At 65.0% G+C, this 25,828-nt stretch carries 22 protein-coding genes; all 22 read right to left on the bottom strand.

Annotated elements, in window-relative coordinates:
- Nucleotides 1-14: 14 nt before the first annotated feature.
- The 22 genes from MAIT1_RS04055 to rsmH all read right to left on the bottom strand — a co-directional run bounded on the left by MAIT1_RS04055 (nucleotide 15) and on the right by rsmH (nucleotide 25,638).
- The gene (locus MAIT1_RS04055; protein WP_085440974.1) at nucleotides 15-230 is read right to left on the bottom strand and encodes a hypothetical protein; all 216 of its coding nucleotides are present in this window, start codon (nucleotides 228-230) and stop codon (nucleotides 15-17) included.
- On the bottom strand, nucleotides 230-442 hold the full coding sequence (locus MAIT1_RS04060) for a hypothetical protein (RefSeq protein WP_085440976.1): 213 nt from the start codon (nucleotides 440-442) through the stop codon (nucleotides 230-232). Before MAIT1_RS04060 ends, MAIT1_RS04055 begins: the two co-directional genes overlap by 1 nt.
- 109 nt (nucleotides 443-551) lie before the next feature.
- Entirely contained in the window at nucleotides 552-1,487 is a 936-nt protein-coding gene (locus MAIT1_RS04065; protein ID WP_241893406.1) for a sigma-54 interaction domain-containing protein, read from the bottom strand.
- Complete coding sequence (locus MAIT1_RS22700) at nucleotides 1,439-1,966, bottom strand: response regulator (protein WP_241893407.1); 528 nt, start codon at nucleotides 1,964-1,966, stop codon at nucleotides 1,439-1,441. Before MAIT1_RS22700 ends, MAIT1_RS04065 begins: the two co-directional genes overlap by 49 nt.
- Complete coding sequence (locus MAIT1_RS04070; protein ID WP_085440978.1) at nucleotides 1,963-4,263, bottom strand: sensor histidine kinase; 2,301 nt, start codon at nucleotides 4,261-4,263, stop codon at nucleotides 1,963-1,965. Before MAIT1_RS04070 ends, MAIT1_RS22700 begins: the two co-directional genes overlap by 4 nt.
- Nucleotides 4,260-4,898 (bottom strand): DUF4390 domain-containing protein, encoded by a 639-nt coding sequence (locus MAIT1_RS04075; RefSeq protein WP_085440980.1) that lies wholly within the window; start codon nucleotides 4,896-4,898, stop codon nucleotides 4,260-4,262. The genes MAIT1_RS04070 and MAIT1_RS04075 overlap by 4 nt, the downstream gene beginning before the upstream one ends.
- A 19-nt stretch (nucleotides 4,899-4,917) precedes the next feature.
- Nucleotides 4,918-5,838 (bottom strand): UDP-3-O-acyl-N-acetylglucosamine deacetylase, encoded by a 921-nt coding sequence (gene lpxC, locus MAIT1_RS04080; protein ID WP_349678466.1) that lies wholly within the window; start codon nucleotides 5,836-5,838, stop codon nucleotides 4,918-4,920.
- Between the two features lie 368 nt (nucleotides 5,839-6,206).
- A complete protein-coding gene (gene ftsZ / locus MAIT1_RS04085) occupies nucleotides 6,207-7,580 on the bottom strand; it encodes a cell division protein FtsZ (RefSeq protein ID WP_085440983.1) in 1,374 nt (457 codons plus the stop codon).
- An 85-nt stretch (nucleotides 7,581-7,665) separates the two neighbouring features.
- A complete protein-coding gene (ftsA, locus tag MAIT1_RS04090; protein WP_085440985.1) occupies nucleotides 7,666-8,907 on the bottom strand; it encodes a cell division protein FtsA in 1,242 nt (413 codons plus the stop codon).
- A 246-nt stretch (nucleotides 8,908-9,153) separates the two neighbouring features.
- On the bottom strand, nucleotides 9,154-9,876 hold the full coding sequence (locus MAIT1_RS04095) for a cell division protein FtsQ/DivIB (RefSeq protein WP_085440987.1): 723 nt from the start codon (nucleotides 9,874-9,876) through the stop codon (nucleotides 9,154-9,156).
- Nucleotides 9,873-10,802, bottom strand: a complete 930-nt coding sequence (locus MAIT1_RS04100) for a D-alanine--D-alanine ligase family protein (protein ID WP_085440988.1) — start codon at nucleotides 10,800-10,802, stop codon at nucleotides 9,873-9,875. Before MAIT1_RS04100 ends, MAIT1_RS04095 begins: the two co-directional genes overlap by 4 nt.
- Before the next feature lie 119 nt (nucleotides 10,803-10,921).
- The gene (gene murB / locus MAIT1_RS04105) at nucleotides 10,922-11,863 is read right to left on the bottom strand and encodes a UDP-N-acetylmuramate dehydrogenase (protein WP_158089304.1); all 942 of its coding nucleotides are present in this window, start codon (nucleotides 11,861-11,863) and stop codon (nucleotides 10,922-10,924) included.
- A gap of 201 nt (nucleotides 11,864-12,064) precedes the next feature.
- Nucleotides 12,065-13,471, bottom strand: coding sequence for a UDP-N-acetylmuramate--L-alanine ligase (murC, locus tag MAIT1_RS04110; protein WP_085440993.1), 1,407 nt, complete (start codon nucleotides 13,469-13,471; stop codon nucleotides 12,065-12,067).
- Between the two features lie 267 nt (nucleotides 13,472-13,738).
- Complete coding sequence (gene murG, locus MAIT1_RS04115) at nucleotides 13,739-14,857, bottom strand: undecaprenyldiphospho-muramoylpentapeptide beta-N-acetylglucosaminyltransferase (RefSeq protein ID WP_085440995.1); 1,119 nt, start codon at nucleotides 14,855-14,857, stop codon at nucleotides 13,739-13,741.
- A gap of 213 nt (nucleotides 14,858-15,070) precedes the next feature.
- A complete protein-coding gene (gene ftsW, locus MAIT1_RS04120; RefSeq protein WP_085440997.1) occupies nucleotides 15,071-16,243 on the bottom strand; it encodes a putative lipid II flippase FtsW in 1,173 nt (390 codons plus the stop codon).
- Nucleotides 16,244-16,486: 243 nt separating this feature from the next.
- A complete protein-coding gene (murD, locus tag MAIT1_RS04125; protein ID WP_085440999.1) occupies nucleotides 16,487-17,923 on the bottom strand; it encodes a UDP-N-acetylmuramoyl-L-alanine--D-glutamate ligase in 1,437 nt (478 codons plus the stop codon).
- Nucleotides 17,924-17,925: 2 nt separating this feature from the next.
- Nucleotides 17,926-19,005, bottom strand: a complete 1,080-nt coding sequence (gene mraY, locus MAIT1_RS04130) for a phospho-N-acetylmuramoyl-pentapeptide-transferase (protein WP_085441001.1) — start codon at nucleotides 19,003-19,005, stop codon at nucleotides 17,926-17,928.
- Nucleotides 19,006-19,359: 354 nt separating this feature from the next.
- Complete coding sequence (locus tag MAIT1_RS04135) at nucleotides 19,360-20,796, bottom strand: UDP-N-acetylmuramoyl-tripeptide--D-alanyl-D-alanine ligase (protein WP_085441002.1); 1,437 nt, start codon at nucleotides 20,794-20,796, stop codon at nucleotides 19,360-19,362.
- On the bottom strand, nucleotides 20,793-22,331 hold the full coding sequence (locus MAIT1_RS04140) for a UDP-N-acetylmuramoyl-L-alanyl-D-glutamate--2,6-diaminopimelate ligase (RefSeq protein ID WP_085441004.1): 1,539 nt from the start codon (nucleotides 22,329-22,331) through the stop codon (nucleotides 20,793-20,795). Before MAIT1_RS04140 ends, MAIT1_RS04135 begins: the two co-directional genes overlap by 4 nt.
- Before the next feature lie 6 nt (nucleotides 22,332-22,337).
- Nucleotides 22,338-24,413, bottom strand: a complete 2,076-nt coding sequence (locus MAIT1_RS04145; RefSeq protein WP_085441006.1) for a peptidoglycan D,D-transpeptidase FtsI family protein — start codon at nucleotides 24,411-24,413, stop codon at nucleotides 22,338-22,340.
- Nucleotides 24,410-24,676: an FtsB/FtsL family cell division protein gene (locus MAIT1_RS04150; protein WP_085441008.1), complete on the bottom strand. Its 267-nt coding sequence runs from the start codon at nucleotides 24,674-24,676 to the stop codon at nucleotides 24,410-24,412. Before MAIT1_RS04150 ends, MAIT1_RS04145 begins: the two co-directional genes overlap by 4 nt.
- Nucleotides 24,673-25,638, bottom strand: coding sequence for a 16S rRNA (cytosine(1402)-N(4))-methyltransferase RsmH (gene rsmH / locus MAIT1_RS04155; protein WP_349678467.1), 966 nt, complete (start codon nucleotides 25,636-25,638; stop codon nucleotides 24,673-24,675). The genes MAIT1_RS04150 and rsmH overlap by 4 nt, the downstream gene beginning before the upstream one ends.
- Nucleotides 25,639-25,828: the final 190 nt, after the last annotated feature.

The raw sequence follows: 25,828 nt of genomic DNA on the forward strand, positions 1-25,828 counted from the left end.
TATTACCTCACGCTTCAAGAGCGGTTTTTCAGGAACAGCGCCACCAGCAGGGCCAGACCGCCGAAGATGGCCAGCAGCATGCCGTCTTGGGCGCGCGCAGCCACATCGGCGGCGTTATCCACGGTGATGCGGTCGGTTCCATGGGTGAGCAGATGGTAGCCGCCCAGAATCATCAACGCGCCGACCACGGTGAGGATGCGGCGCAGCCAGTCGCGCCACGTCGCCCCCATCAGCGCGTCGTCCCGGCCAGCAGGCGGGCGCGCTCTTTGGCCATGAGCCAAGCCAGACGCTTGCCGCCGCCGCCTAGCAGGGTGGCCATGGCGCCGCTGCCCAGGCGCGCCAGGGAGGCGTCATCCATGGTGGCTAACATGGGGCCATGGGGCGCAGTGATCATGCCGCGTGTGGCCAGATGGGCGAAACTCTCGTTCAGATGGACCGTCATTGTCTCTTCCCCGGTGGATTCCTGAAGGTCATCACAGCGACGCAAAATGCGCCGTCGCCCTAGACAAAGCACAGCCCATGCCAGCGGGGAAGAGGATTTTATGGCTGGCCTACGCCAGCCCCAGGCTTTTGATTTTACGGTGTAATGCCGAACGCTCCATGCCGATGGCTTCGGCGGTGCGGGAGATGTTGCCGTCATTCTGGCCCATTTTTGCCTGCAGATAGGCGCGTTCAAAACGCTCCCGCGCCTCGCGCAGGGAGTCGATGGCGATCACCTCGGCCCACAGATCGCACTCCCCGCTGGATACGGATTTGGCGCTATTCACCACTGCGCCTTCCGGGGTAATGAACTCCGGCAGATGCTCGGCGTCGATGACCCGCCCCGGCGACATGATCACCATGCGCTCCACCAGATTCTTCAATTCGCGCACATTGCCGGGCCAGTGGTACTGCGCCAGCACGTCCAGCGCCTGCGGCGAGAAGGCGCGTTCGGGCAGTCCCGCCTGCGCCTGTTGACGCAGGAAGTGGTTGACCAGCCCGGGGATATCCTCCAGCCGCTCGCGCAGGGGCGGGACATAGAGCGGCACCACATTGAGGCGATAGTAGAGGTCCTCGCGGAAGCGCCCGGCTTCGATCTCCTGGCGTAGGTCACGGTTGGTGGCGGCGATGACGCGCACATCCACCTGAATCACGCCACCGCCTACGCGCTCGATGCGCTGCTCCTGCAACAGTCGCATGATGCGCGCCTGCACCGGCAGCGACATGTCGCTGATCTCATCCAAAAACAGGGTGCCCTGGTGGCCCTGCTCCAGCAGGCCGGGTTGGGGGCCATCTTCGCCGCCCACCCCTTCGGCGGCGTGACCGAACAGCGCCGATTCGATGTGATCATCGGGGATGGCGGCGGAGTTGACCGCGATGAAGGGGCCGTCGCCGCGTTGGGAGAGGGCGTGGATGCGCCGTGCAGCGACCTCCTTGCCGGAGCCGTTTTCGCCGCTGATCAGCACCCAGCCATCGGTGGGGGCGACGCGGCGGATCTGTTCATCCAAACGTTTAAGGGGGCGGAGTCGCCCAGCATGGCGAAGTCGGACTCGACGCGGCGTTTGAGTTCGCGGTTTTCGCGTTTGAGGCGATATTCGCGAATGGCGCGGTCCAGAAGCAGCAGCACCCGCTCCAGCGAGAGCGGTTTCTCCAGGAAATCATAGGCGCCGTGACGGGTGGCCTGCACCGCAGTGTCGATAGTGCCGTGGCCCGACATCATGATCACCGGCGCGTCGGGGTTGAGGGGGTGGGGAAAATCATCAGACATCTGCTCGGGCTCTTTGATGCGCCGCAGCGTCTCGATGCCATCCATCCCCTCCATCCAGATATCCAGCAGCAGCGCCGAGACCTCGCGCTTGGCCAGCAGGCGCAGCGCCGCCTCGCCGGAGTCCGCCTCCAGCACGTTGAACGCCTCATCCTCCAGAATGCCGCGCAGACTGGTGCGGATGGACTCTTCGTCATCGACGATCAGAATGGTGTGACTCATGCGGAGAGGTCCCTCGATTCCAGCGCCGGGGTCGCCGCGCGGGGCAGAGAGACCTCCACCAATGCGCCGCCCCAACGGGACTCCTTGATGCGAATGTGGCCGTTGTGGTCCTCGACGATCTTCTTGACGATGGCCAGGCCCAGTCCGGTGCCGCGCTTTTTGGTGGTGAAGTAGGGTTCGAACACCTGATCGCGCTTCTCGGCGGGGATGCCGGGTCCGCTATCGGCCACCTGCAAGCCGACCCAACGGCCATTGTCGGCCACAAAGGTGTGGATGGCAAGATGCGCCTGGGCCTCCAGACCCGCTTCGCGGGCCTTGGCGGCGCGCTCGTCGGCGGCGGCGATGGCGTTGGCGATGAGATTGGTCAGGGCTTGTTTGATCTGGCTGGGGTCCAGGGAGATGGCGGGCATCGCCTCGGCCAGTTGCGTGGTCAGGTCAACATTACGCAACTCGGCGTCGTGCAGCTGCAGCGCCTCGCGCACGGTGACGTTGAGGTCGCCCTGTTGCAGATGCGGACGCGGCAGGCGGGCGAAGGTGGAGAACTCATCCACCAGCACTTTGAGCTCATCCACCTGCTGAATGATGCTCTCGGTGCCTTCATCCAGCACGCGCCAATCGGGCTCGCCGTCGAAATCGCGATGCAGATAGCGCCGCCGCATGCGCTGCGCCCACAGTTGGATGGGGGTGAGCGGGTTCTTGATCTCATGGGCGATGCGCCGCGCCACCTCGCTCCAGGCGCGGGATCGCTGGGCGCTGACCACCTGGGTGAGGTCATCGAAGGTGATGATGAATCCTGTGCGCGCGCTCTCCAGCGGGGTGAGGCGCACCAGCAGGGTGACGTCGCCGCCTGCGCGGGTGAACTGCGCCTGCGCCGCCAATTTGGTTTTGTTGACGGCATCGCCGGGGGCGGTGGCGTCATCATCCTGAGCCCCCTGGGCGTCCACTGCGGCCAGCAGCTTCTGCAACGGACCCAACAGCGCGCTGGGCAGCGCCTCCTCAAACGGGCGGCCAATGTGGTCGTCAGGGTTGAGCTCCAGCAGGCTGGCGGCCACCGGGTTGATCAACGCCACATCGCCCTGCAGATCGACGCTGATCACGCCGGAGGAGATGTTGCTGACGATGGCCGAGAGGAACTGCTGGCGATCCTCCAGCAGCGCGTTGGCGCCTTGGAGTTCGGTGCGGTTCTTGGCCAGACGCCGGGTCATGGCGTTGAAGGAGGAGACCAGGGTGGCCAGCTCGTCATCGCCGGTGACCGGCAGATTGACCGACAAGTCGCCCTCGGCCACGTGGCGGGTGCCCACCACCAGCTCGGTGATGGGGTCGGTGATGGAGTCGGCGATGCGGAAGCCCGACCAGCCCGCCGCCAGCACCAGCAACAGGGTGATCAGCGCCAGGGTGATGGTGTGGCTGCCGCGCAGAAGGCCATGGGAGTCGCGCAGGCGGTTATAGTCCACGTAGGTGGTTTCGATGGTCTGCATCTGCGCCAGGATCTGGCGGTCGATCCAACGTCCGGCGGAGAGGAAGTGGTCGGGCCCCAAGCGCACATAGGCGCGGGTCAGGGAGCCGGAGTCGTCGGTGGTGAGCAGCGAGTTGACGCCGCCATGGGTGAGGCTGGTGAGGTCGGGCAGGGTCTCCTGGGGCAGGTCGCCCGCCTTGGCCACGCGCACGCCGTCGTGGCGGAAGATTGCGATCTCATCCAGGCCGCGCGCCTGCCGCTCCACCTCCAGCGCGGCGCTCACCGCCTCGGCGCCCTCCAGAATCAGCGCCGAGGTGATGGCGCGGTTGCGCACCATATCTTCGGCGTCGTGGCGCACGGTGCGCTGACTCTCCAGATAATAAGCGCGAGCCACGTCCAGGGAGTGGTCCAGTGCGGTGGCCACCTGGTCGGAGAACCAGGAGTCCACCCCCTTGTTGAGCAGCTCCACCGACAGCACTGTGATCACCAGGGTCGGCAGCAGGGAGAGGGCCACGAACAGGGTGGCCATGCGCGTGCGCAGTTGCGAACCGGCCAGACGGCGGCGGCGATCCAGCCACAGGCGCGACAGATGGCGGATCACCAGGAAGCCGAAGGTGATGGCCAGGAACAGGTTGACATAGAGCAGGATCAGAAAGACTGCGCTGTAGTCGCCGCCGGTGACCGCTTCACTGCCGAACAGGCCGCGCCCCACCACCGCGGTGGCGGTGACCACGCCCATCATGAGCAACATCAACATCCAGCGGCCAACCGGGCGCTGGGGTTTGCGCGCGTTCTCCTCAATGGCGGCGCGCGTGGGGCCGAACAGATTGAGCGGACTCATGCGGCGCGATACCTCCGGATCATCAGATGGTCTTCCCGCTGGCCCAGACTGAGCCAGCGGAACAGCACGCGGAACATGCGCGACAGCCCTTCGCGCTCGCGGGTGACGCGGGTTTCAAAGCGGTAAGAGTGGGGACCGCCCGGCAGCGCCGCCGTCAGCTTCTCCACCCCCTGTGGCGGTTCGCCCAGGGCGATGAAGCGCGGATGGGTGAGAAAGCGCAGCGCTGAATCGGGGTCCGATTCGTACAGCAGCTTGGGTTGCTCCTGATCCACTGATTCGCGCATCTCGTAGCGTTGGGTGATCTTGTGCAGTTGCAGGCGACGGGTCACGGTGGTCTCCGCCAGCAGCTTGTCAGGGAGCCAGTCGCGCTGATGCAGGACGCGGAAATGGTAGGTGAGGCGAATGGGTTCGCCGCGCGCCAGCAGATCGCGGATCTGGGTGATTAGATCGTCATGCAGGGCGGTTTGGGCGTAGAGCTTGCCGCCGTTGATGGTGAGTTCGGTGGCGGCGATGAAGGCGTTCTGCTGCTGTTGGTCGCGCTGTTGCACGATGGCCAGAAACAGCAGCAACAGAGCGGCCAGAGCGATGAGAAACAGGAGCCGACGCCCCATGGATGCAACGGCGGGGGGCGTCATGGCGCGTCGGCTCCCGCTGTTAGCAGGAGAGTCCCACCGGCGCGGTGGTCAGCGCCGGAGCGGCGGCCGGGGCGTGCAGGGGTTCATTCAACTCCACGAACTCCCAGGCGTCGCGGGTGGCGGCCAGTTTGCGCAGCAATTCATTATTGAGCGCATGGCCGGAGCGCACGCCATCGAAACAGCCGATGATGGGGTGGCCCAGCAGATAGAGATCGCCGATGGCGTCCATTATCTTGTGGCGCACGAACTCGTTTTCGTAACGCAGACCGCCTTCGTTGAGGATGCGGAAATCGCCGATGGCGATGGCGTTCTCCAGCGACGCGCCCCGGGCCAGACCCATGGATTGCAGCGCTTCGACCTCTTTGAGGAAACCGAAGGTGCGCGCGCGGCTGATCTCTTTGACAAACGCCGTCTCGCTCAATTGGATCTCCGCGCCCTGACGACCCAGCATGGGGTGGTCGAAGTCCAACATGAAGCGCAGGGCGAAGCCATCGCCGGGCTCGAAACGGGCCGATTTGTCGCCCGCCTCCACGGAGATCGCCTTCTTGATGCGGATATAGCGGCGCGGCGCTTTCTGTTCGGTCAGCCCGGCGCACTGGATCAGGAATACGAAGGGGGCGGCGCTGCCATCCATGATGGGCGCTTCCGGGCCGTCCACGTCGACAAAGGCGTTGTCCACGCCCAGTCCGGCGAAGGCGGACATCAGGTGTTCGATGGTGGAGATGCTCTCGCCGCGCTCGTTGGCCAGGGTGGTGCACAGGCGGGTGTCGGAGACTTGATCGGCGTGGGCGGAGATCCAGCTATCGTCCAGATCGGTGCGATGAAATACGATGCCGCTGTTCTCGGGCGCCGGGCGCAGGGTCATATGGACCTTTTCACCACTGTGGAGGCCGATGCCGGTGCAACGAATCGTATTTTTCAGCGTGCGTTGAAAGACCATGGCTCTATCCATTCTCGCGGATGCGCCGTTGGATGGCGTGGCCTGGTCGGGGTCGCCATCGTCGGCTTGTGACGCCTTTACGCCAAAATCCTGAACAGGGATCGTCGACATTCCGACAATCTCCTGCCGCTCCCAGGGGGATTGGCGCTGCTGAGTCACAAGCATGCATAAAGCGTGCTATTTTATGTTAACTACACTATTTTCTCACGCTCACAATATCAGGAAACACTGATTATCGAATGGATTGCAACGAAAAAGTTCCCGGAGATTGGGAAGAGCGTGGGGGAAAAACGGTCATACTGGGGATTTCCCGTCGCGCGGTCAAGCAAATTCTCGGCTCGCCGCGCGACGGGAAACGCTCCCAAAGGTCAGTCCATCTGCCGACGCAGGAAGGTGGGGACGTCGAAATCCTGCTCGTTATTGTCGCTCATTTCATTGCGATTGACCTTGATGTCGCTCATCTGCGGACGACGGCGACCCGGACGGTTGCTGCGCAGCTCATGCACGCCCGCTTGATCGGCGCCCTGGTTGGGCATTTCGAACTCGGCGGGGGTGGGCAGAGTATAGGCTTGGGGAGCCTCAGCGGCGGGAGCGGCAGGCTGTTGCTGGGCCACGGGCGCCTGCGGCTGCTGGGTCTGCACGTTGTGGGTCATGCCCGAGGCGGGCTGCGGCTGATTGTATTTTTGATTCAGGTGCGCGTTCATGGCGGCTTGGCGCTGGGCCACGGCCTGGGGCAGAGGCTGCACGTTGGCGGCCTGGGCGTTGGGGAAGGCCAGCTGCTCGGCCTTGCCGATGCCGGTGGCCACCACGGTCACGCGCACGCTGTCCTCCATGCGTTCGTCGAGCACCGCGCCAAACACGATGTTGGCGTCTTCGTGGGCCAGATCGCGCACCACAGAAGCGGCTTCGTCGATCTCCTGCAGGGCCATGTTGTAGCCGCCGGTGATGTTGATCAGCACGCCGCGGGCGCCCTGGATGGTGACATCGTCCAGCAGCGGGCTGGAGATGGCGTTGGTGGCCGCTTCCAGCGCACGGGAGTCTCCGGTGGCTTCGGCCGCGCCCATCATCGCTTGGCCCATCTCCTCCATCACCGTGCGCACGTCGGCGAAGTCCACGTTGATGAGGCCGGGGATGGTGATCAGGTCGGTGATGCCGCGCACTGCTTGATGCAGCACGTCGTCGGCTTTGCGGAAGGCTTCGATCATGGTGGTGTTCTTGCCCACCACCGACAGCAGCTTCTGATTGGGGATAGCGATCACGGTGTCCACGTGTTCGCGCAGCATGTCCAGACCCTCATCGGCGAAGCGCATGCGCTTTTTGCCTTCGAAGTGGAACGGCTTGGTCACCACCGCCACGGTGAGGATGCCCATCTCTTTGGCGGTTTTGGCGATGATGGGGGCTGCGCCGGTGCCGGTGCCGCCGCCCATGCCGGCGGTGATGAACACCATGTCGGAGTCCGTTAGCGCTTCTCTGATGCGCTCTTCGGATTCACGCGCGGCGTTCATGCCCACTTCGGGCTTGGCGCCAGCGCCCAGGCCGCGAGTGACCTCGGCGCCGATCTGAATGCGGGTGGTCGCCAGGTTGCGCTGCAGCGCCTGGGCGTCGGTGTTGCAAACGATAAACTCCACGCCCTCGAGTTGGGCCTGGATCATGTTGTTCACGGCGTTGCCGCCGCCGCCGCCGACGCCGACGACCTTGATACGGGCGTCCATTTCGTCCGTGTGTGCAAACTCAAAGTTCATTTTCTTCCCCCTATGCCCGACCCGGCAAGTCTGCGCTGACCTGTGAATTGATTTTTGTGACTGCGAAATTTCTTGTTTGCTGCTTTTAGAATGCGCCGTTGAACCAATTGCGCATGCGCTGCAACACCGAAGCGGCCCCCCCGGTATGCTCCGGGTCGTAGCCGATTCGGGACGCGTCCCGACTGAATCGGTTGGCGTATTGCACCAGCCCCACGGCCGTAGAGTAGACCGGGCTGGAGACCACATCGGTGAGTCCGCCGAACCCTTGCGGGGGGCCGCGACGCACCGGCTTGTTGAAGACCTCTTCGGCCAATTCGGCCACGCCCTGGGTAATGGAGGCGCCGCCGGTCAAAACAATGCCCGCCGCAATCTGATCCTCAAATCCGGAGCGGACGATTTCGCGCTGCACCAGAGTGAACAACTCCTCGACGCGCGGTTCAATGATTTCCGCCAGGATGTGGCGCGCCAGTTGACGCGGCTGGCGGTCGCCAATGCTGGGCACTTCGATGGTCTCTTCGGGGTTGACCAGAGAGGCCAGGGCGCAGCCGTATTTGCGTTTGAGCTGTTCGGCTTCGCGGGTGGGGGTGCGCAGCCCCACGGCGATGTCGTTGGTCATATGCTCGCCGCCGATGGCCAGCACGGCGGTGTGTTTGATGTGGCCGTCGGCGAAGATGGCGATGTCGGTGGTGCCGCCGCCGATATCCAGCAGGCAGACGCCCAGCTCTTTTTCATCCGAGGTCAGGCAGGCTTCGGAGGAGGCCAGTTGCTCGAGGATGATGTCGCCCACGTCCAGGCCACAGCGGTTGGCGCACTTGATGATGTTTTGCGCCGAGGCCACCGCGCCGGTGACGATGTGCACCCGCGCCTCCAGGCGCACGCCGGACATGCCCAGGGGCTCCTTGATGCCGTCCTGGCCATCGAGGATGTACTCCTGCGGAATGATGTGCAGAATCTCGCGATCCATGGGGATGTTCTGCGCCCGTGCGGCGTCCAGCACCCGTTGGATGTCGTTATGGGTGACTTCGCCCTCTTTGGTGGCGACCACGCCATTGGAGTTGGTGCTGCTGATGTGGGCTCCGGCGATGCCGGCGTAGACCATATTGATCTCCACGCCCGCCATCACTTCAGCCTCTTCCACCGCCATGCGCATGGATTCGACGGTGGAGTCGATATCGATCACCACGCCTTTGCGCAGACCGCGTGAGGGGTGAGCGCCCAGGCCAATGATATCCACCCGCCCGTCCGGCTGCACGTCGGCGACGATGCAGCAGATCTTGGTGGTGCCGATATCCAAGCCAATGATGAGGTTTTGGTCGTTTCTGGCCATATTCCATCCAGCCGGGGGTTGCTCGATCGCTCTTTAGAAAAGCATGAAAAGCGGCGCGACAAAAGCGTTAAAGAACTTTTTGCGAGCTGTCGATCAATCCCGGTCTATGACTCCGCGTCAATGGTGTGATCCCCGTCCCACGTCCCAGTGCGTGGGGGCCATCCTGCAATCCCTTGTCAGGCCAAAGTTTGCGCAATGCGCAATCGCTGGCGCGGCCCAAGCCAGCGTGATCCGACGAGCGGTGGATTAGCCGGTGCGTGGACCGGACTCCTCCTTCTCCAACGGGCGCACCGCTGCGCGTCCCGCCACCCGCAGATCCACCTGCCGGATCCGCCGATCCAGTATTCTGTACCGATTCTGCAAGGCGTTCAACAGCTTCAATTCACTTTCCAACCGATTCGACAACAAAAGGCGCACTCCTTCGCGGGTATACAGCACCCAGCGGCCGCCGGGCAGAGCGGTGACTTCGGACAATCGGGTTTTGAGCCAGGGGCGCTCTTCCAGCGCCGTCATGAACTGGGTGACGCGCTCGGGACGCTCATTGGGGGCGCTGAAATCGTCGGTGATCACCGGCAGAATCAGCGGGTCGCCGGGTTCGGCGGCCTTGATGCGGCGCCCGGCTTCATCCAGCAGATAGAGGGTTTCGCCTTCGCGGCTCATACACAGCGCGCGTTTTTCGGTGAGGTTGATGTCCAGCGTGCTGGGGAAGCGGCGCGACACTTGCGCCTCCTTCACCCACGGACGCTCCAGCAGCGCGGTGCGCAGCGCAATGGGGTCGATGCGCAGCATGTTGCGGGCTTTATCGATGCCCAATGCGCTGACGGTCGCCTCCACATCGGTGTGTAGCGCGCCCTCGATGCGAATCTCCTGCAGCGGGAAGCGACCCGGCGCGTGGGCGGCCTGCCAGCCGAATACGGCGGCGGCGGCCAGTACGATGAACAGCGCGCCGATGAGGGTGGAGCGGGTCATGCGCGGCTCCAGGCCGAGGCCAGAATGCGCTCGGCCAGCTCATCGAAGGGGATGCCGGCGGCGGCGGCGGATTGCGGCGCCAGACTCAGTTCGGTGAGGCCCGGGATGGTGTTGGCTTCCAGCAGCCAGGGGGCGTCGTCGGCGTCGAGCATGAAGTCGACCCGCGCCAGTCCGTGGCAGCCTAGGGCGTGATACGCCGCTACGCCGATTTCGCCCACGCGCCGGGCCACGGCCTCATCCAGGCCGGGGGGCGGAATCAGATACTCGGTGCAGCCCTTGGTGTACTTGTTGCGGTAGTCGTAGAAGCCCTCTTTGGGGCGAATTTCGATCAGCGGCAGCGCCTCGCCATCGAGGATGGTGAGGGTGAGCTCGCGGCCTGTGATCGCCTGTTCGGCCAGCACCCGGGGCGAGACTTCGGCGGCGGCGGCGAGGGCTTGTTTCAGTCCGTCGGCGTCATTGGCGCGGCTGACGCCGACGCTGGAGCCATTGGCCAGGGGTTTGATGAAAAGGGGGAAGCTCAGACCATCGATGTGGTCGGGGGCGTGAGCGGGGTCGTCGATGCGCAATTCGCGCCAGGGCGGGGTGGGCAATCCGCCATCGGCGAACAGGCGTTTGCTGATGGCCTTGTCCATGCAGATGGCCGAGGCGGCCACGCCGGAGCCGGTATAGGGCAGCCCCATCACCTCCAGCAAACCTTGCACCGCGCCATCTTCACCGTAAGTGCCGTGCAGGGCGATCACCACTACGTCGACATGGGCGTCGCGCAGTTGGGCTGGCAGGTCGCGGGTGGGATCGATGACGACCACATCGTGGCCGCGACGAGTCAACGCCGCGCGCAGGGCTTCGCCGCTGCGCAGGCTCACCTCGCGTTCAGCGGACAGGCCGCCCATCAACAATCCTATGCGTCCAGCGTCTTGCTGCGCCATGACCGCTCCCCTGTAGCCCGTGCGTTGTGCTGTTATCGGGCCGACCCCAACCAAAACTCTGCGAACCTGCCAAATTCACTCAAACCCTGCGCCGGTGACTGTTCGGCGCGGGTATTCTTCTAATCTGCATCAAGCGGCGGCTCCGTGACCAGCCGATGGCGCTCCACCAATCCCACTTCCAGCGTCAGGTCCACTCCCGTGACGGATTTGACCTGGTGGCGCGTTAGATCAATCAAAGCGCGCATGTCCGAGGCCCGGGCGCCGCCGCGATTGACAAAAAAATTACTGTGCTTCTCCGAGATCTGCGCCGCGCCGATGGCGTGGCCGCGCAGTCCGGCTTGGTCGATCAGGCGCCAGGCGCTGTGGCCCGGCGGATTGCGAAACACGCTGCCCGCGCTGGGAAACGCCAGCGGCTGGGCGTTGGTGCGTTTGCGATTGTTCACCCGCATGCGTTGCCGAATCGCTTCCGGGTCATCCCGCCTCAGGGTAAACTGGGCGGAGACAAACAGCCAATCCTTGGGCGCGCTGGTGGCGCGATAGCGCATCCCCAGCGCGTCAACATCCAACGTGTGCAGGGCGCCGTCGGGGTCCATCAGGGTGGCGGTTGCGACGATGTCGCGCATCTGCCCGCCGTAGGCCCCGGCGTTCATACGCAGCGCCCCGCCCAACGAGCCGGGAATGCCGCACAAAAATTCGGCCCCGCTCAAGCCGTTGCGGCGCGCAAAGTGGGCCAGCGCGCGGGTGTCTGCTCCGGCTTCGGCTTCGATGCGCGCATCCTGATCATCTGCGCAAATGAAACTTATCCGCTGCAAACCGCCACACAGCGTAACGGCGACGCCATCAAATCCGTCATCATTGATGAGCAGGTTGCTGCCGCCGCCCAGCAAGAGAACCGGGATATCGCTCGGCCAGGCGCGTCGCCAAAGCGCCAGATCGTCTAAATTCTGTGGAGAAAACAGCCATTTGGCAGGGCCGCCCATGCGCCATGTACAGCGATCGGCGAGAAGCGCCCCGGACGCAACCTGAGTTTGCAAACTCGCAATGGGAAACGCGCCACTCACGCTGAAAATGCCCCCTCATTCTTTTACACTAAAAAACCATATCGCCGAAGGGGTGTTCTGCACCCTTGCCTAAATTTCTGCGCAAGCCGTTGCATCAGGGGCGTATTTTTTTCGCCTCGGCCCCTTCAAGCTACCGGAATCAGCGGTCTAAACCCCTCAACAGGCTGCGCAAAATTCCGCTGATTCCCCACCAAGGCGCGCTTATACCGTCAATCCGGCGGCGAACTGGCGCGCCCGCGCGCTGATATCCCCGGCGCCCAGGAACACCAGCACATCGCCCGCCTGCAGCGCGCCGTCCAGATCCCGCCCCCAGGCGTGGTCGGCGGGCAGCGGCAGGGTTGGCGCGCCGCTGCGCTCGGCGATACCCTCCATCAGCAGCTCCTGCCCGCGCTCGCCGATGGGCCCCTCCGGCGGCGTCTCCCCGGCGCGGTAGATGGCGTCCACCAGCACCAGATCGGCTTGCTTGAAGCAGCTCTGGAACTCCTCCAGATGGTCGCGCACGCGGGAGAAGCGGTGGGGTTGGAACACCGCCGTCAGCCGCCGATTGGGGTAGCCCGCGCGCACCGCCTCCAGGGTGGCGGCGATCTCCACCGGGTGGTGGCCATAGTCGTCGATCACCACCAGATCAGCGGCCTCATGCAGCAGATCAAAGCGGCGCTGCACCCCTTTGAAGCGCGACAGGGTGCGCGCGATCACCGGCCAGGGCACGGCCAGCTCCCGCGCGCAGGCGATGGCCGCCAGGGTGTTGGCCACATTGTGGCGACCGGGCAGGGTGAGGGTGATGGGGCCGAAGGTCTCCACCGCGCCGCACTGAGGATCCTGTCTGCGCACGGTGAAGTGGGTGCGCACCCCCTCCTGACGGATATCCACCGCGCGCACGTCGGCGGCTTCGTCCAGGCCGTAGGTGATGACCCGCTTATCCGCCAGTTTGCGCGCCAAGGCGGCGGTCTCCGGGTGGTCCTGACACAGCACCGCCAGGCCGTAGAAGGGGATTTTGGAGACGAACTGCAAGAAGGCGTCGCGCACGGCGTTGAAGTCGCCGTAGTGCTCCATATGCTCCGGGTCCATATTGGTCACCACCGCGATGGTGGGGGTGAGCTTGAGGAAGGAGCCGTCGGACTCGTCGGCCTCGGTGACCAGAAACTCCCCTTCGCCATGGCGGGCGTTGCTGCCCAGCGCTTTGACGATGCCGCCGTTGACCACGGTGGGGTCCATGCCCGCTTCGTCCAGCAGGGCGGCGGTGAGCGAGGTGGTGGTGGTCTTGCCGTGGGTGCCGGCGATGGCCACGCCGCGCTTCAGGCGCATCAGCTCGGCTAGCATCTCGGCGCGGCGCACCACCGGAATGCGGTGGGCCCGCGCGGCCATCACCTCCGGGTTGTCCGGCGTCACCGCCGAGGAGATGACGATGGCGTCGGCGCCCTCCACCTGCTCGGCGCTGTGGCCTTTTTGAATGCGCGCCCCCAGGCTGCGCAGGCGCAGCACGTTGGCGTTCTCCGACAGGTCCGAGCCGGTGATGCGATAGCCCAGATTGAGCAGCACCTCGGCAATGCCGCTCATGCCGATGCCGCCGATGCCCACAAAGTGGAGTGTGCGAATGCCCGCGTACATGGAGACTCCTTAACGGAATCCTGTCTTTGCAGGATGAAAAGATTGAAAATAGAAGATATTGAGGTCTGTGCCCTCAAACTCCCTTAAGATCAACAGCCAAACCGTGATTCGGGCCATCCACCCCCGCCGGCCCCCTCACCCTTCGGGCCCGCTGCGCGAGTCCGATTCAGCAATCCTGCCGAATCGTGGGCGCTGCCCACACCCGCTGGGGGCGCGGCCCCCAGACCCCGGAAAGTTGGGCCATAAATGTCCCAACTTTCCCCCTGTTTACTTGGTTGCTTGCGCCAACTCGTAGAGCAATCTGGCGGCTTCCTGCGCCGCCTCCGGTCTACCCAGACTCTGCGCCGCCTGCGCCGCTTCAGCCAATTTGGCTGGATTCTCCAAACAGGCGCGTAGAAATTTCTGCAGATATTCGGCGGTGAACCCCTCCTGCCGCTGCATCCAGCCGCCCCCCGCCTCGGTCAACGCCTCGGCGTTGGCCGCCTGATGGTCGTCGGCGGCGTAGGGGTAGGGGACCAGCAGCGCCGGTTTGCCGCACAGCGCCAACTCCGCCACGGTGGTGGCCCCGGCGCGGGCGATCACCAGATCCGCCTCGGCGTAGGCGCGCGCCATATCGTCGATGAACGGCAGACACTCCGCCGCAATCCCCGCCGCCGCATAGCGCGCCTGAAGTTCGGCGGGCTCCATCCCGCGCACTTGCTGGCGAATCTGCAACGCCGCGCCCTCCTGGGCCAACGCGATGGCCGCAGCGGGGACCACCTCGCTGAAGATCGCCGCGCCCTGACTGCCGCCGGTGATGAGCAGACGCAGCGGACGTTGGGCGCTGAACTGCTGCGGGTAGTCGCTGGGCGCGGCGGTCAATGCCGCGCGCACCGGATTGCCGGTGAGGGTTACGCGCTGGCCGTCGAAGGCGTAGTGGGCCTGGGCGAAGCTGATGAACACATGCTTGGCCAGCTTGGCCAGACGGCGATTAGTCAGACCCGGCCGGGCGTTCTGTTCGTGCAGGGCGCAGGGGATGCCCAGCAGCCACGCCGCCGCCATGGCTGGAGCCGAGGCGTAGCCGCCCACCCCCAACGCCACATCGGGCTTGAACTGCTTGAGGACCTTCCGCGCGCGCCACACGGCGGCGGGCAGGCCCAACAGGGTCTTGAGTTTGCGCGTAATACCGCCGCCTTTGAGCTGGCCCACATCGATCAATGCCAACGCGTAGCCCTGTTCGGGGATCACCCGCGCCTCGATGCCGCGCGAGGCGCCCATGAACAGGATCTGCTGCTTGTCGCCAAAGCCTGCCGCTTGCCATGCCTCGGCCACGGCGATGGCCGGGTAGAGGTGGCCGCCGGTGCCGCCGCCAGCGATGAGCAGCCGTTTGGAAGGCGTTTCAGCCATGTCGCACAACTCGTTTGATAATAACGTTCAACAAAAGCTTAGCGCTGCTTAAGCAAGCACAAAACCCATTAACCGAGGTCCAGGAGGGCGTCCCTCCTGGCGGGTTCAGGGCGGCGCCCTGGCGGGTTAAGGGCGGAGCCCTTATGGGGTCTGGGGCGAAGCCCCAGTCTCTTTCATTTTCAAGCAGAACGTCTCAGTTCAATCAGACGTTCGTCAAGCGCGTCCAAACAGCGCCGAGAGGCGGAAGCCCCCTTTGCCGGTGGGTTCGCTGCTGATACTGGGATCGGAGGCGGCGCGGGAGAACGCCAGCAGCAGCCCCACCGCGCCCATGGAGACGATCAGCGATGAGCCGCCGTAGCTCACCAGCGGCAGGGTCAGACCTTTGGGCGGCAGCAATCCCATCACCACGCCCATGTTGGCCATGGTCTGCACGCCGATGAGCATGGAGATGCCGGTGGCGGCCAAGCTCACGAAGCGATCCTGACTGCGGCGCGCGATGGAGAAGCCGCGCCACACCAGAATGCTGAACAGCAGGATCATGAACAGCACCATGAACAGCCCCAGCTCTTCGCCGATCACCGCAAAGATGAAGTCGGTGTGGGATTCGGGCAGGTAGAACTGCTTCTGCCGCCCTTCGCCCAGCCCCATGCCGGTCAAACCGCCGTTGCCGAACGCCAGCAGCGACTGCACCAACTGGAAGTCCGAACCCAGCGGGTCGTCCCAGGGGTCGAGGAAGGAGATCACCCGTTTGAAGCGATACGGGGCCATGATCACGCCGATGGCCGCGGCGGGCACCGCCACCGCCAGCAGGCTGATGATCCACGCCACGCGCACCCCGGAGATGAAGATCATACCCAGCAGCACCGCGCCAGCGGTGACGGTGGCGCCGAAGTCCGGTTCGCTCATCAGCAGCGCGGCGGCGACGCCGAACACGCCGAGGATGGGGGCCAGACCGCCGCGCAGTTTGTGCACCCGTTCGGGGTTGGCGGTGAGCAGGTGCGCCACGAACAGCGCCAGGGTCACTTTGAACAGCTCCGAGGGCTGCATGGTGAAGGCCCCCAGGTTGATCCAGCGCCGCGCGCCGCCGCCTTCGATGCCGATGCCGGGGATCAGCACCAGCATCAGCAGCAGCAGCGAGACCCAGAAGCCGAACTGGCCGATGGAGCGGATGGTGGAGACCGGCAGGCGGCTGACCCACAGCATGGTGAGCAGGCCGCCGCCAGCGAACACCAGATTGCGCAGGGCGAAGTAGGTGGGGTCGCCGAATTTGCGGATCGCCATGGGCGAGGAGGCCGAATAGACCATCACCAGACCGATGGCCACCAGGGTGATGGCCACCGCCATGAGCAGATAGTCGATGTGTGGACCTTTGATGCGATCATTCATGGCCGAATCCTTGGTAACGCCCGTCTGTTTCCGCACGATATTTCATCGCACGGCGCCAGAGATGAACAAACACAAACCCCATAGTCCGCACACAGCCAACTCACGGGGGTCCAGGGGAATTATTCCCCTGGTGCGTGCAGGGCAAAGCCCTGCCGGGTCCAGGGCGGCGCCCTGGCGGGTTAAGGGCGGAGCCCTTATGGGGTCTGGGGCGAAGCCCCAGTCTCTTTCCTCTTCCCAAAGGCTTCAGGAAGCCATTTCCATGGGAGCCAGTCCCTGCACGGCGTCGCGAAACGCCTCGCCGCGATGTTCGAAATTGTTGAACATGTCGAACGAGGCGCAGCCGGGCGAGAGCAGCACGGTTCCGCCGCGGGGTAGCGCCGCGCGGCCCTGTTCGATGGCCGCTTGCAGCGACTCGGCCCGCGCGATGGGCGCGGCCCCGTCCAGTTGTTCGGCGATCTGATCGCTGGCCTTGCCGATGGCGATCACCTGCGTCACCCGTCCGGGCAACAGTTCGCGCAAAGGGGTGAAGTCGCCGCCCTTGGCCACGCCGCCGGCAATCAGAACCACGTTGCGCTCGAACGCCTGCAACGCTTCGATCACCGCCGCCACATTGGTGCCTTTGGAGTCGTTGTAGAAGTCTACGCCATCCACATTGCGCACCCACTCCAGCCGGTGGGGCAGGCCGGCGAACATTTCAAGTGCGCTGCCGATGGTCGGGTAGTCGACTCCGACACTCAGCGCCATAGCTGCGGCGGCTGCGGCGTTGGCGAGATTGTGGGGCCCTTTGATTTTTAAGTGCGATAAATCAAAGAATTTTTTCGGCTTATCCGGAATGCGATGATCCACCATGTGGTGATCCATCGGGTAAATCCCGCCGGGAATGGCCTGCCGCGCGCTAAATGGAATGACTGTCGCTGGTCCCTGTTTGAGTTGCTCCCACACGGGTGCGCAGGCCGGGTCATCGGCATTGATTACTGCGACATCGCCAGCCTGTTGTGCAGCAAAAATATTGGCCTTGGCGGCGCGATAGGCGTCGAAGTCCGCATAACGGTCCATGTGGTCCGGGGCGACGTTGAGCAGACACCCGATCTGGGCGCGGAATCCCGGCAGACTCTCCAGTTGGTAGGAGGAGAGCTCCAGTACATAGTGTGTATTCAATTCATGCCAGAGGGTTAGCGCCGCCTGTCCCAGATTGCCGCCGGTCTCCACCTCCAGGCCATACTGTTCCAGCATCAGTCCCAGCAGGGTGGTGACGGTGGATTTGCCATTGGTGCCGGTGATGCCGAGGAAGGTCGGCGGACCACTTGCCGCATGGGCGTTGGCGTGCTGTTGCAATAGCCACACGTCATTGATCACCGCGACGCCCGCAGCAATGGCGGCGGCGATGGCCGGGTGCGCCCGCGGCACGCCCGGAGACAGCACAATCTGCGCGCACGCTTTCAGCACAGCGGCGTCCAGCGGCTCGAATTTGACGCTGACGCCGGGAATCTGAATCAGCGCGGTGGCGGCGTCGGGGTTGTCGCGTTCGTCCCACGCCAGCACATTCTCGCCCAGCTCGGCCAGGAAGCGCGCCGCCGCTTGCCCCGAACGCCCCAGACCGATGACGGCCACAGGCGGGCTCTTCTTGCGCGGCGGCAGGGGAACCCCCATGCCGCCCGCAGCGTGTTTGGCCGCGCACATCTTCAGCGCACCTTCAAGGTGGCCAGCCCGATCAGGGCCAGAATGATGGAGATGATCCAGAAGCGCACGATGATCTTGGGCTCGGCCCACCCCTTGAGTTCGAAGTGGTGGTGGATCGGCGCCATGCGGAACACCCGCTTGCCGAACAGTTTGAACGAGGTCACCTGCGCCACCACCGACAGGGTCTCCATCACGAACACGCCGCCGATGATCATCAGCACGATCTCATGTTGGGTCATCAGCGCCACACTGCCCAGCGCCGCGCCCAGCGCCAGCGCGCCCACATCGCCCATGAACACCTGCGCCGGGTAGGTGTTGAACCAGAGGAAGCCCAGCGCCGCCCCCACCATGGCGCCGCAGAACACCGCCAACTCGCCGGAGCCGGGGATATACGGGATGCCCAGATAGCTGGCGAAGCCGATGTGGCCGGTGGCGTAGGCGATGATCAGAAAGCTGGCGGCGGTGATCATGGAGGGGCCGATGGCCAGGCCGTCGAGGCCGTCGGTGAGGTTGACGGCGTTGCCGCAGCCCACCACCACCAGCACGGCAAACGGCAGGAACAGCCAGCCCAGATCCACCAGCAGGTTTTTGAACAGCGGAAACGCCAACTGACCGAAGACGCCGGGGTTGACGACGTACTGCAGCAGTCCCGCCATGATCAGCACAATGGCGGTTTGAATCAGAAAACGGGTGCGCCCGGGCACCCCCTTGGGGTTCTTTTTGACCAGCTTGACCGCATCGTCCCAGAAGCCCACCGCGCCGAAGCCCAGGGTGGCGAACAGGGTCAGCAGCACGTAGGGGTTGGTCATGTCCGCCCACAGCCCGGTGGCGGTGACCACCGCCAACAGAATCAGCGCGCCGCCCATGGTGGGGGTGCCCTGCTTCTCCAGCACGTGGCGCTGGGGGCCGTCCTCGCGGATCGGCTGTTGGAAGCGCGCCAGCTTGCGGATCACCATGGGGCCGAACACAAACGAGATCGCCAGCGCCGTGAGCACCGCCATGATGGTGCGGAACGTGATGTACTGAAACAGGTTCAGAAACGACCAGTGGTCCGACAGCGGATAGAGTAGATTATAGAGCATGCGCGGCGTCTCTTTATGGTATGTGACGATCTCTAATTTATCGTTATGAACGCAGGTTTGGCCGGTTACTACTTTGAAAATGAAAGATATTGAGGGCTGCGCCCTCAAACTCCCCTTGGGTCAAAAGCCAAACCGTGATTCGGGCCATCCATGGCCCTCACCCTTCGGGCTCGCTTACGCGAGTCCGATTCGGCAATCCTGCCGAATCGTGGGGCGCCGCCCCATGATTGTTCTTACGGCTCCGCCTAGGGCCGCTGGGGCGCGGCCCTCAGACCCCGGAAAATCGCGCCAATAAATGTCGCGATTTTCCCCCTTTACGTTCGTGCTGACACGTATCTTTGTCCTGATGGCGAGCTATTTCCCCGTTAAGTCTTCCACCAAACGCTCCAGCTTCATGCCCCGTGAGCCCTTGATCAGCACCGCATCATCGGGGCGCAAACGCGGCCCGATGCGTCCCAGCCAATCCGCCGGGTCCGGTTCATACTCGGCGCGCACCCCTTCGGCGTGCTGCAACAGATCCCACAACGCCGCCATCTCGGTCCCGGTCAAAAACACCCGGTCGATGCCCGCATCGCCAATCTGTTTGATGATCTCCCGATGCAGCTTGTCGGAGGCAGCGCCCAACTCCAGCATGTCGCCCAGAATCGCCACCCGATGGTGGGGCCGCCCCAACCAGGAGAGGTTGGCCAGCGCCGCCGCCATGGAGCCGGGGTTGGCGTTGTAGGTTTCGTCGATGATGCGCGCGCCATTCTTGGCCTGGGTCACGCGACCGCGACCGGCGCCGGTCTGGAACGACTCCAAACCCTGGCGAATGGTCCCTTCGCTGACACCCATCATGATTGTGGCCAGGGCGCTGGCGGCGGCGTTGCTCGCCATGTGCTCGCCCACCGCCTGCAAGCGCACCGGCATGGCCGCGCGGGAGTGGCGCGACGACAGGCTCAAACGCATGCCCTGACCCGTGCCCTCCAATCCGGCGTAGTAGAACCCGGCCTCGCCCTTCTGCTTGCCGAAGCTCTCCACCCGGCAGCCTTCGGGAACTTGTGCGCGTAGCGCCGCAAAACGGGGATCGTCCGCCGGCAGCACCGCCAGTCCGCCGGGTTTGAGCCCGGCGATCAACTCGCCCTTGGCGGCGGCGATGGCGTCCAGCGCGGTTTCCGGATCCACCGTTCCATTCTGATCGAAGCCCGCCAGATGGGCGGGCAGAATATTGGTGACGATGCCGATATCCGGCTCGGCGATGCGCGCCAATTCGGCGATCTCGCCTGGGCCGCTCATGCCCATCTCCAGCGCCAGCGCATGGGTCTTGGCGGGCATATTGAGCAGGGTCAGCGGTAGGCCGATGTGGTTGTTGTAGTTACCCGCCGTGGCGTGGGTGGGGCGATCCTTGCGCAGCACCGCCGCCAGCATCTCCTTGACGGTGGTTTTGCCCGACGAGCCGGTCACCGCAACCACGCTGGGATTGACCGCCCGTCGCCACGCCTGCGCCGCATCGGCCAGGGCGGTGACCACGTCCTCCACCAGCAGCGCCGGAATCGGCAGCGGCGCGGCGGGCTGTTGGCTGATCAGCGCGCAGGCCGCGCCGTTGTCGGCGGCGGCGGCGATGTAGTCATGTCCATCCACCCGCTCGCCGGGCAGCGCGACGTAGAGCATGCCGGATTGAATCTGACGGCTATCCTGGCTGGCGCCGCTGATGGCGGGGTTCTGTTCGCCATTTTGTCCGGCGATCAGGCGCGCCTCGGGCAGCGCCTGTTGCATAAAGGCCAGATCCAGACGGGGGGTTGCGTCACTCATGCGCGCATCTCCTGAGTAAGCGCCTCACGCCACGGCGCCAGTGCGGCGCGCGCATGGGCGACATCATCAAACGGTTGCGGACCAGCGGCGCCGGTCTGGGTGGTCTCATGGCCCTTGCCTGCAATCACCACCACGTCGCCGGGCTCGGCCTGGGCGATGAGGGCGGCGATAGCGGCGGCGCGATCGCCGATCTCGTCAATTTTGGCGTCGCCGCCCGCCTCTGAACAGCCGCGCAGAACCTCCTGGCGAATGGCGGCGGGATCTTCGTTGCGCGGGTTGTCATCGGTGATGATGACGGCGTCGGCCAGCCGCGCGGCGATGGCGCCCATGGGCGCGCGTTTGCCCGCATCGCGATCGCCGCCGCAGCCGAACGCCACCCGCAGGCGCTTCTGCGTCAACGGCCGCAGGGTCTCCAGCGCGCGCTGCAGGGCGTCGGGGGTGTGGGCGAAGTCCACAATCACCGTAAACGGCTGCCCTGCGTCGATGCGCTGCATGCGCCCCGGCGCGCCTTTGGCGGCGGCCAGACCCCGCGCGATGGCCTCCAGACCGATGCCCAGCGGCAGCGCCATGGCCGCCGCGCACAGGGCGTTGTCCAGATTGAAGCGGCCCGGCAGCGGCAGCGTGGCCTCCACGGTGGCGTCGCTGAAGGCGTCCTGCAGGGTAAAGCGGCAGCCGTTGGCGTCGAACTGCGGGTTCAGCGCCGCCAGTCGCGGCAGAATCCGCGCTCCGGCCTGCGCCGCGCCATCCACCGCATAACCCAGCAGAATCGGCCCGCCCGCCAGTTCGGCGGCCAAGCGGCGCCCGCTGGCATCGCCCAGATTCAGGCACGCGGTCTGCGGATGCAGACCGCTGAACAGACGCTTCTTGGCCAGATAGTAGCTCTCCATGTCGCCATGGTAGTCCAGATGGTCGCGGCTGAGGTTGGTAAAGCCTGCGCTGACCGGTTGCAGTCCGTCCAGACGGCGCTGATCCAGCGCATGGGAGCTGGCCTCCAGCGCCACGGCGTCGCAGCCGGCGTCGAGCATATCCTTCAAAGTGGCCTGCAGCGTCACCGGATCGGGGGTGGTGAGCCCCGGCTTGCCCTGCATGCCCGGATAGCGGGTTCCGGTGGTGCCGATCACGCCGACGCTCAGGCGCGCATGGCTGAGAATGGAATCCAGCAGCGCGCACACCGTGGTTTTGCCGTTGGAGCCGGTCACCATCAGCAGCCGCAGGCGCTCGCCCGGATGGCCATAGAACGCCGCCGCCAGCAGCGCCAGGGCGCGGCGCGGTTGCGGATGAATCCACTGGCTCACCCCGTCCGGCGTCTCCACGGGCTGGCTTGCGTCATGCAGAATGATCCGCGCGCCCGACGCGATGGCTTGAGGAACGAACTGGCGGCCATCGATTTGCGTACCGCCAATGGCGGCGAACAGCGCGCCAGAGCTGACTTGGCGCGAATCCGCCGTCACCCCGGTGATCAGCAGATCGGCGGGCGCATCGGCGACCAGCCCCGCGATGGGGCGCGCCAGCAGCGTATCGACGCGCACGCTCATCTCCGCCTACCGCAACTTGACGACGGTGGCGCCGTCGTTGAGCTCTTCGATGGCGTAGACCCGGCCCGAACCTTCTACGCGCGGCATGATCCCTTTGGCTTCCAACGCCTCCAGCGCCTGCGCCAGGCTGGCGTCGGTGAGCGCGCCAGCGTCGTTGTCTGCAGGGGCGTCGTCGCCCTTCTTTTCCTCTTCGATATCGCGACTGGGATTGAACACGTAGCCGGAGATGGCCGGCAGCGGCGGCAGTTTTTTCGGCTGCTCCGGCAGCACCGCCAGCAGCGGCAGGATCTCCTGGGCGATCTCCTTGAACACTGGCGCGGCCACCTGACCGCCGTAGTAGGTGCGGCCCTGGGGTTCGTCGATGCTGGTGTAGATCACCAGACGCGGTTCGTCGGCGGGCACAAAGCCCAGGAAGCTGGAGAAGAAGCGCCCCTGTTTGTAGCCGCCGTTGTGGGCTTTACGCGCGGTGCCGGTCTTGCCCGCCACCACATAGCCCTCCACATCGGCCTTGGCGGCGGTGCCGCCGGGGGCAACCACCCCTTGCAGAATCTTGCGCATGGCCCGTGAGGTTTCCGCCTTGAGCACCTGTTGCGGCTCTTCGGTCACCTGCGGCGCCAGCTTGCCGTCGATGAGGCGACGCAGCACCAGTTTGGGGGTGAACAGCAAACCGCCGTTGACCACCGCCGAGGCCGCCGTGGCCAGTTGCAACGGGGTGACGGTGATGCCGTAGCCGTAGGAGCGGCTGGCCTGACCCACCTGCTGGTAGTGTTCGATGTTGGGGATCTTGCCCGAGGCTTCGTAGGGCAGGGGGATGCCGGTGGGGGAGCCGAAGCCGAATTTATACAGATACTGCTCCTGGGAGACCCCCTTCTTGAGCATCTCCAGACCGATTTTGGCGGCGCCGATGTTGGAGCTTTTGTGCAGCACCTGCGCCACGCTGAGAATCTTATGCGAGCGGAAGTCGCGAATGGTGCGGTCGGCCAGGCGGAAGCGGCCATTTTCGGTGTTGATCAGGGTGGTGGGGGTGACCACGCCCTGGTCCAGCGCCGCCGAGATGGTGAACACCTTGAAGGTGGAGCCCGGCTCATAGGCGTCGGTCACCGCGCGGTTACGGCGGTGGTGCGGCTCGGAGCTGGCCAGATTGTTGGGGTTGAAGCTGGGCTGATTGACCAGCGCCAACACCTGCCCGTTGCGCGGATCCATCACCACCACGCTGCCCGCTTTGGCTTTAAAGCGGTCCACCGCTTTGAGCAGGGCGCGATAGGCGATGTACTGCACGGTGGCGTCGATGGAGAGCACCAGATCGCCGCCGGGTTGAGCCGGTTCGATGGTGCGTCCGCCGGGCATGATGCGGCCCAGACGGTCGCGCACGATCAAGCGCGAGCCGGGCTGGCCGCGCAGATGCTTTTCAAACGCGCTCTCCACCCCCTCCTTGCCGACGCCGTCGCGGTTGACGAAGCCGAGGATGTGGGCGGTGACTTCACCCATGGGATAGACCCGTTTGCTGGCGGGCAGGAAGTAGACCGAGGGGATGTTCAGCCCGTCGATGCGGCGCGCCACGCTGGGCGGCACTTCGCGCTGAATCACCGGATACGCGCCCTTCTTGCCCTCATACTTGCGCAGGCGTTCGTCGAGGATGCGCCAATTGACATTCAGGTGCGGCGCCAGCTGTTTGGCCAGCACAGCGATGTTCTCCACCCGATCCATCTCCACCGAGAGGGTCTTTACCGGCAGACTGATGGCCAGGGTGGCGCCGTTGCGGTCCTCGATCAGGCCGCGTTCGGCGGGCACGGCGATCTTGCGCTGATGCTGACCCTTGGCGCGGCCGCCCAGCATCTCCCCTTGCAGCACGAACAGATCCAGCGCGCGCACGGTGAGAATCAGGAACGACAGGCCGAACAGCCCGATCACCAGGTCCAGCCGGTTGCGCGGCAGGAACTCCCGCGCGCCGTAGACCGGGGCAGTGGACGAGCCGCCGCGTCCGCCGAAACGGCGTTTGCCGCGCGAGGCGCCGGTGGGGCGATGTTGGCCGATGCGGTTGGCCAGTTTGGTCAAAAGAGGGGTTCGTCTGCGCGCGTTCATGGCTCCATCACCCGCCACTGTTCCGGCAGCGGCGGCCCCATGCCCAACTTACGGGCGCGGCGCTCCACGCTGTTCAAATCGGTACGGTAGACCCATTCCACCTGCAGGGCGTGCTCTTCATCCACCAGGCGCAGATAGGTCTGTTCGGCCTCGCGCAGATGGCGGTGGGACGCCTGCATGCCGTTGCGCGAGGTGACGATGGCCACGCCGGTGGCCAACAGGACGATCGCCAGCGCGGTATAGACCAGCCAGCTTTTGTTCATGAACGGCGCTCCTTCATACGGGGCTCCTGGCCGCTCTCGGCGGGGCGGCGCTGCAGCACGCGCAGTTTGGCGCTGCGCGCGCGCGGATTGCGCGCAATCTCCTCGGCCTCGGCGGTCAATGGTTTGCGCACCGGCAACAGCCAGTCGCTGGGCTCGGAGCGGGTCGGCAGCGGCGAGCGCGGGTCGGGGTCGGCGGGGAAGGCCGCCTGACGGAAGGTCTGCTTGACGATGCGATCCTCCAGCGAGTGGAAGGTGATCACCGCCAGCCGTCCGCCGGGCGCCAGACGCGCCATGGCGGCGGCCAGACCGCGTTCGACTTCGCCCAACTCATCATTGACGGCGATGCGCAGGGCCTGGAAACAGCGCGTGGCCGGATGGATCTTCTGCTTGTGGCCGCCGGGACAGTTGGCGGCGATGATTCCAGCCAGTTGCAGGGTGGTGGTGAACGGTTGCTCGGCGCGCGCAGCGACAATGGCGCGGGCGATGCGGCGGCTATGGCGCTCCTCGCCGTACTTATAGAAGATATTCGCCAGCGCCTCGGCGCTCTCCTCATTGACCAGATCCGCCGCCGAGGGCTCGTCGCCAGCGGAGTTCATGCGCATATCCAGCGGCCCATCCTGACGGAACGAAAAGCCGCGCTCGGCGGCGTCCAGTTGTCGCGAGGAGACCCCCAGATCCATCAGCACGCCATCCACAGCGGTTACGCCTTCGGCGTCCAGCGCGGATTGCAGCTGCGAAAAGGGGGTGTGATGGATGCGCAAACGCTCGCCGAACTGCTGCTGCAGCGGCGCGGCGTTGGCGATGGCTTCGGGGTCGCGATCGGTGGCGATGAGCAGGCCGTCGGGGGCCGAGGCGTCGAGGATCAGGCGCGTGTGTCCGCCGCCGCCCAGGGTGGCGTCCAGATAGACGCCGCCTGCGCGCGGTTGCAACGCATCAAGCGTTTGCTCAGGCATCACCGCCAGATGATACGACGACGGCGCCTGCCCATTGGGCGGCGAACCAGCGTCATCAGCGGCGCGGGCCGGGCTCTGTTGCAGGACGACTGACAAGAGGTCTCGCTCCCTAACGTGACCTGTGCGAAGGGCGCAAAACGACTGTTCGGCCCCTGCGTACCAAGTTCCCTCTGGCGTGTCCGACGGGTTGCGTAGCTGC

The sequence above is a fragment of the Magnetofaba australis IT-1 genome (assembly GCF_002109495.1).
Taxonomy (GTDB): Bacteria; Pseudomonadota; Magnetococcia; order Magnetococcales; family Magnetococcaceae; genus Magnetofaba; species Magnetofaba australis.

Bases quoted from the DNA above. Each gene is read 5' to 3' on its own strand.
- lpxC (WP_349678466.1), bottom strand. From the start codon at position 5,838: ATGGTCTTTCAACGCACGCTGAAAAATACGATTCGTTGCACCGGCATC.
- MAIT1_RS04100 (WP_085440988.1), bottom strand. From the start codon at position 10,802: ATGGCGCAGCAAGACGCTGGACGCATAGGATTGTTGATGGGCGGCCTG.
- MAIT1_RS04070 (WP_085440978.1), bottom strand. From the start codon at position 4,263: ATGAGTCCGCTCAATCTGTTCGGCCCCACGCGCGCCGCCATTGAGGAG.
- mraY (WP_085441001.1), bottom strand. From the start codon at position 19,005: ATGCTCTATAATCTACTCTATCCGCTGTCGGACCACTGGTCGTTTCTG.
- murC (WP_085440993.1), bottom strand. From the start codon at position 13,471: ATGTACGCGGGCATTCGCACACTCCACTTTGTGGGCATCGGCGGCATC.
- MAIT1_RS04145 (WP_085441006.1), bottom strand. From the start codon at position 24,413: ATGAACGCGCGCAGACGAACCCCTCTTTTGACCAAACTGGCCAACCGC.
- MAIT1_RS22700 (WP_241893407.1), bottom strand. From the start codon at position 1,966: ATGAGTCACACCATTCTGATCGTCGATGACGAAGAGTCCATCCGCACC.
- MAIT1_RS04140 (WP_085441004.1), bottom strand. From the start codon at position 22,331: ATGAGCGTGCGCGTCGATACGCTGCTGGCGCGCCCCATCGCGGGGCTG.
- ftsZ (WP_085440983.1), bottom strand. From the start codon at position 7,580: ATGAACTTTGAGTTTGCACACACGGACGAAATGGACGCCCGTATCAAG.
- MAIT1_RS04075 (WP_085440980.1), bottom strand. From the start codon at position 4,898: ATGACGCCCCCCGCCGTTGCATCCATGGGGCGTCGGCTCCTGTTTCTC.
- MAIT1_RS04095 (WP_085440987.1), bottom strand. From the start codon at position 9,876: ATGACCCGCTCCACCCTCATCGGCGCGCTGTTCATCGTACTGGCCGCC.
- MAIT1_RS04055 (WP_085440974.1), bottom strand. From the start codon at position 230: ATGGGGGCGACGTGGCGCGACTGGCTGCGCCGCATCCTCACCGTGGTC.
- MAIT1_RS04135 (WP_085441002.1), bottom strand. From the start codon at position 20,796: ATGAGTGACGCAACCCCCCGTCTGGATCTGGCCTTTATGCAACAGGCG.
- murD (WP_085440999.1), bottom strand. From the start codon at position 17,923: ATGTGCGCGGCCAAACACGCTGCGGGCGGCATGGGGGTTCCCCTGCCG.
- MAIT1_RS04150 (WP_085441008.1), bottom strand. From the start codon at position 24,676: ATGAACAAAAGCTGGCTGGTCTATACCGCGCTGGCGATCGTCCTGTTG.
- ftsA (WP_085440985.1), bottom strand. From the start codon at position 8,907: ATGGCCAGAAACGACCAAAACCTCATCATTGGCTTGGATATCGGCACC.
- MAIT1_RS04060 (WP_085440976.1), bottom strand. From the start codon at position 442: ATGACGGTCCATCTGAACGAGAGTTTCGCCCATCTGGCCACACGCGGC.
- murG (WP_085440995.1), bottom strand. From the start codon at position 14,857: ATGGCTGAAACGCCTTCCAAACGGCTGCTCATCGCTGGCGGCGGCACC.
- ftsW (WP_085440997.1), bottom strand. From the start codon at position 16,243: ATGAATGATCGCATCAAAGGTCCACACATCGACTATCTGCTCATGGCG.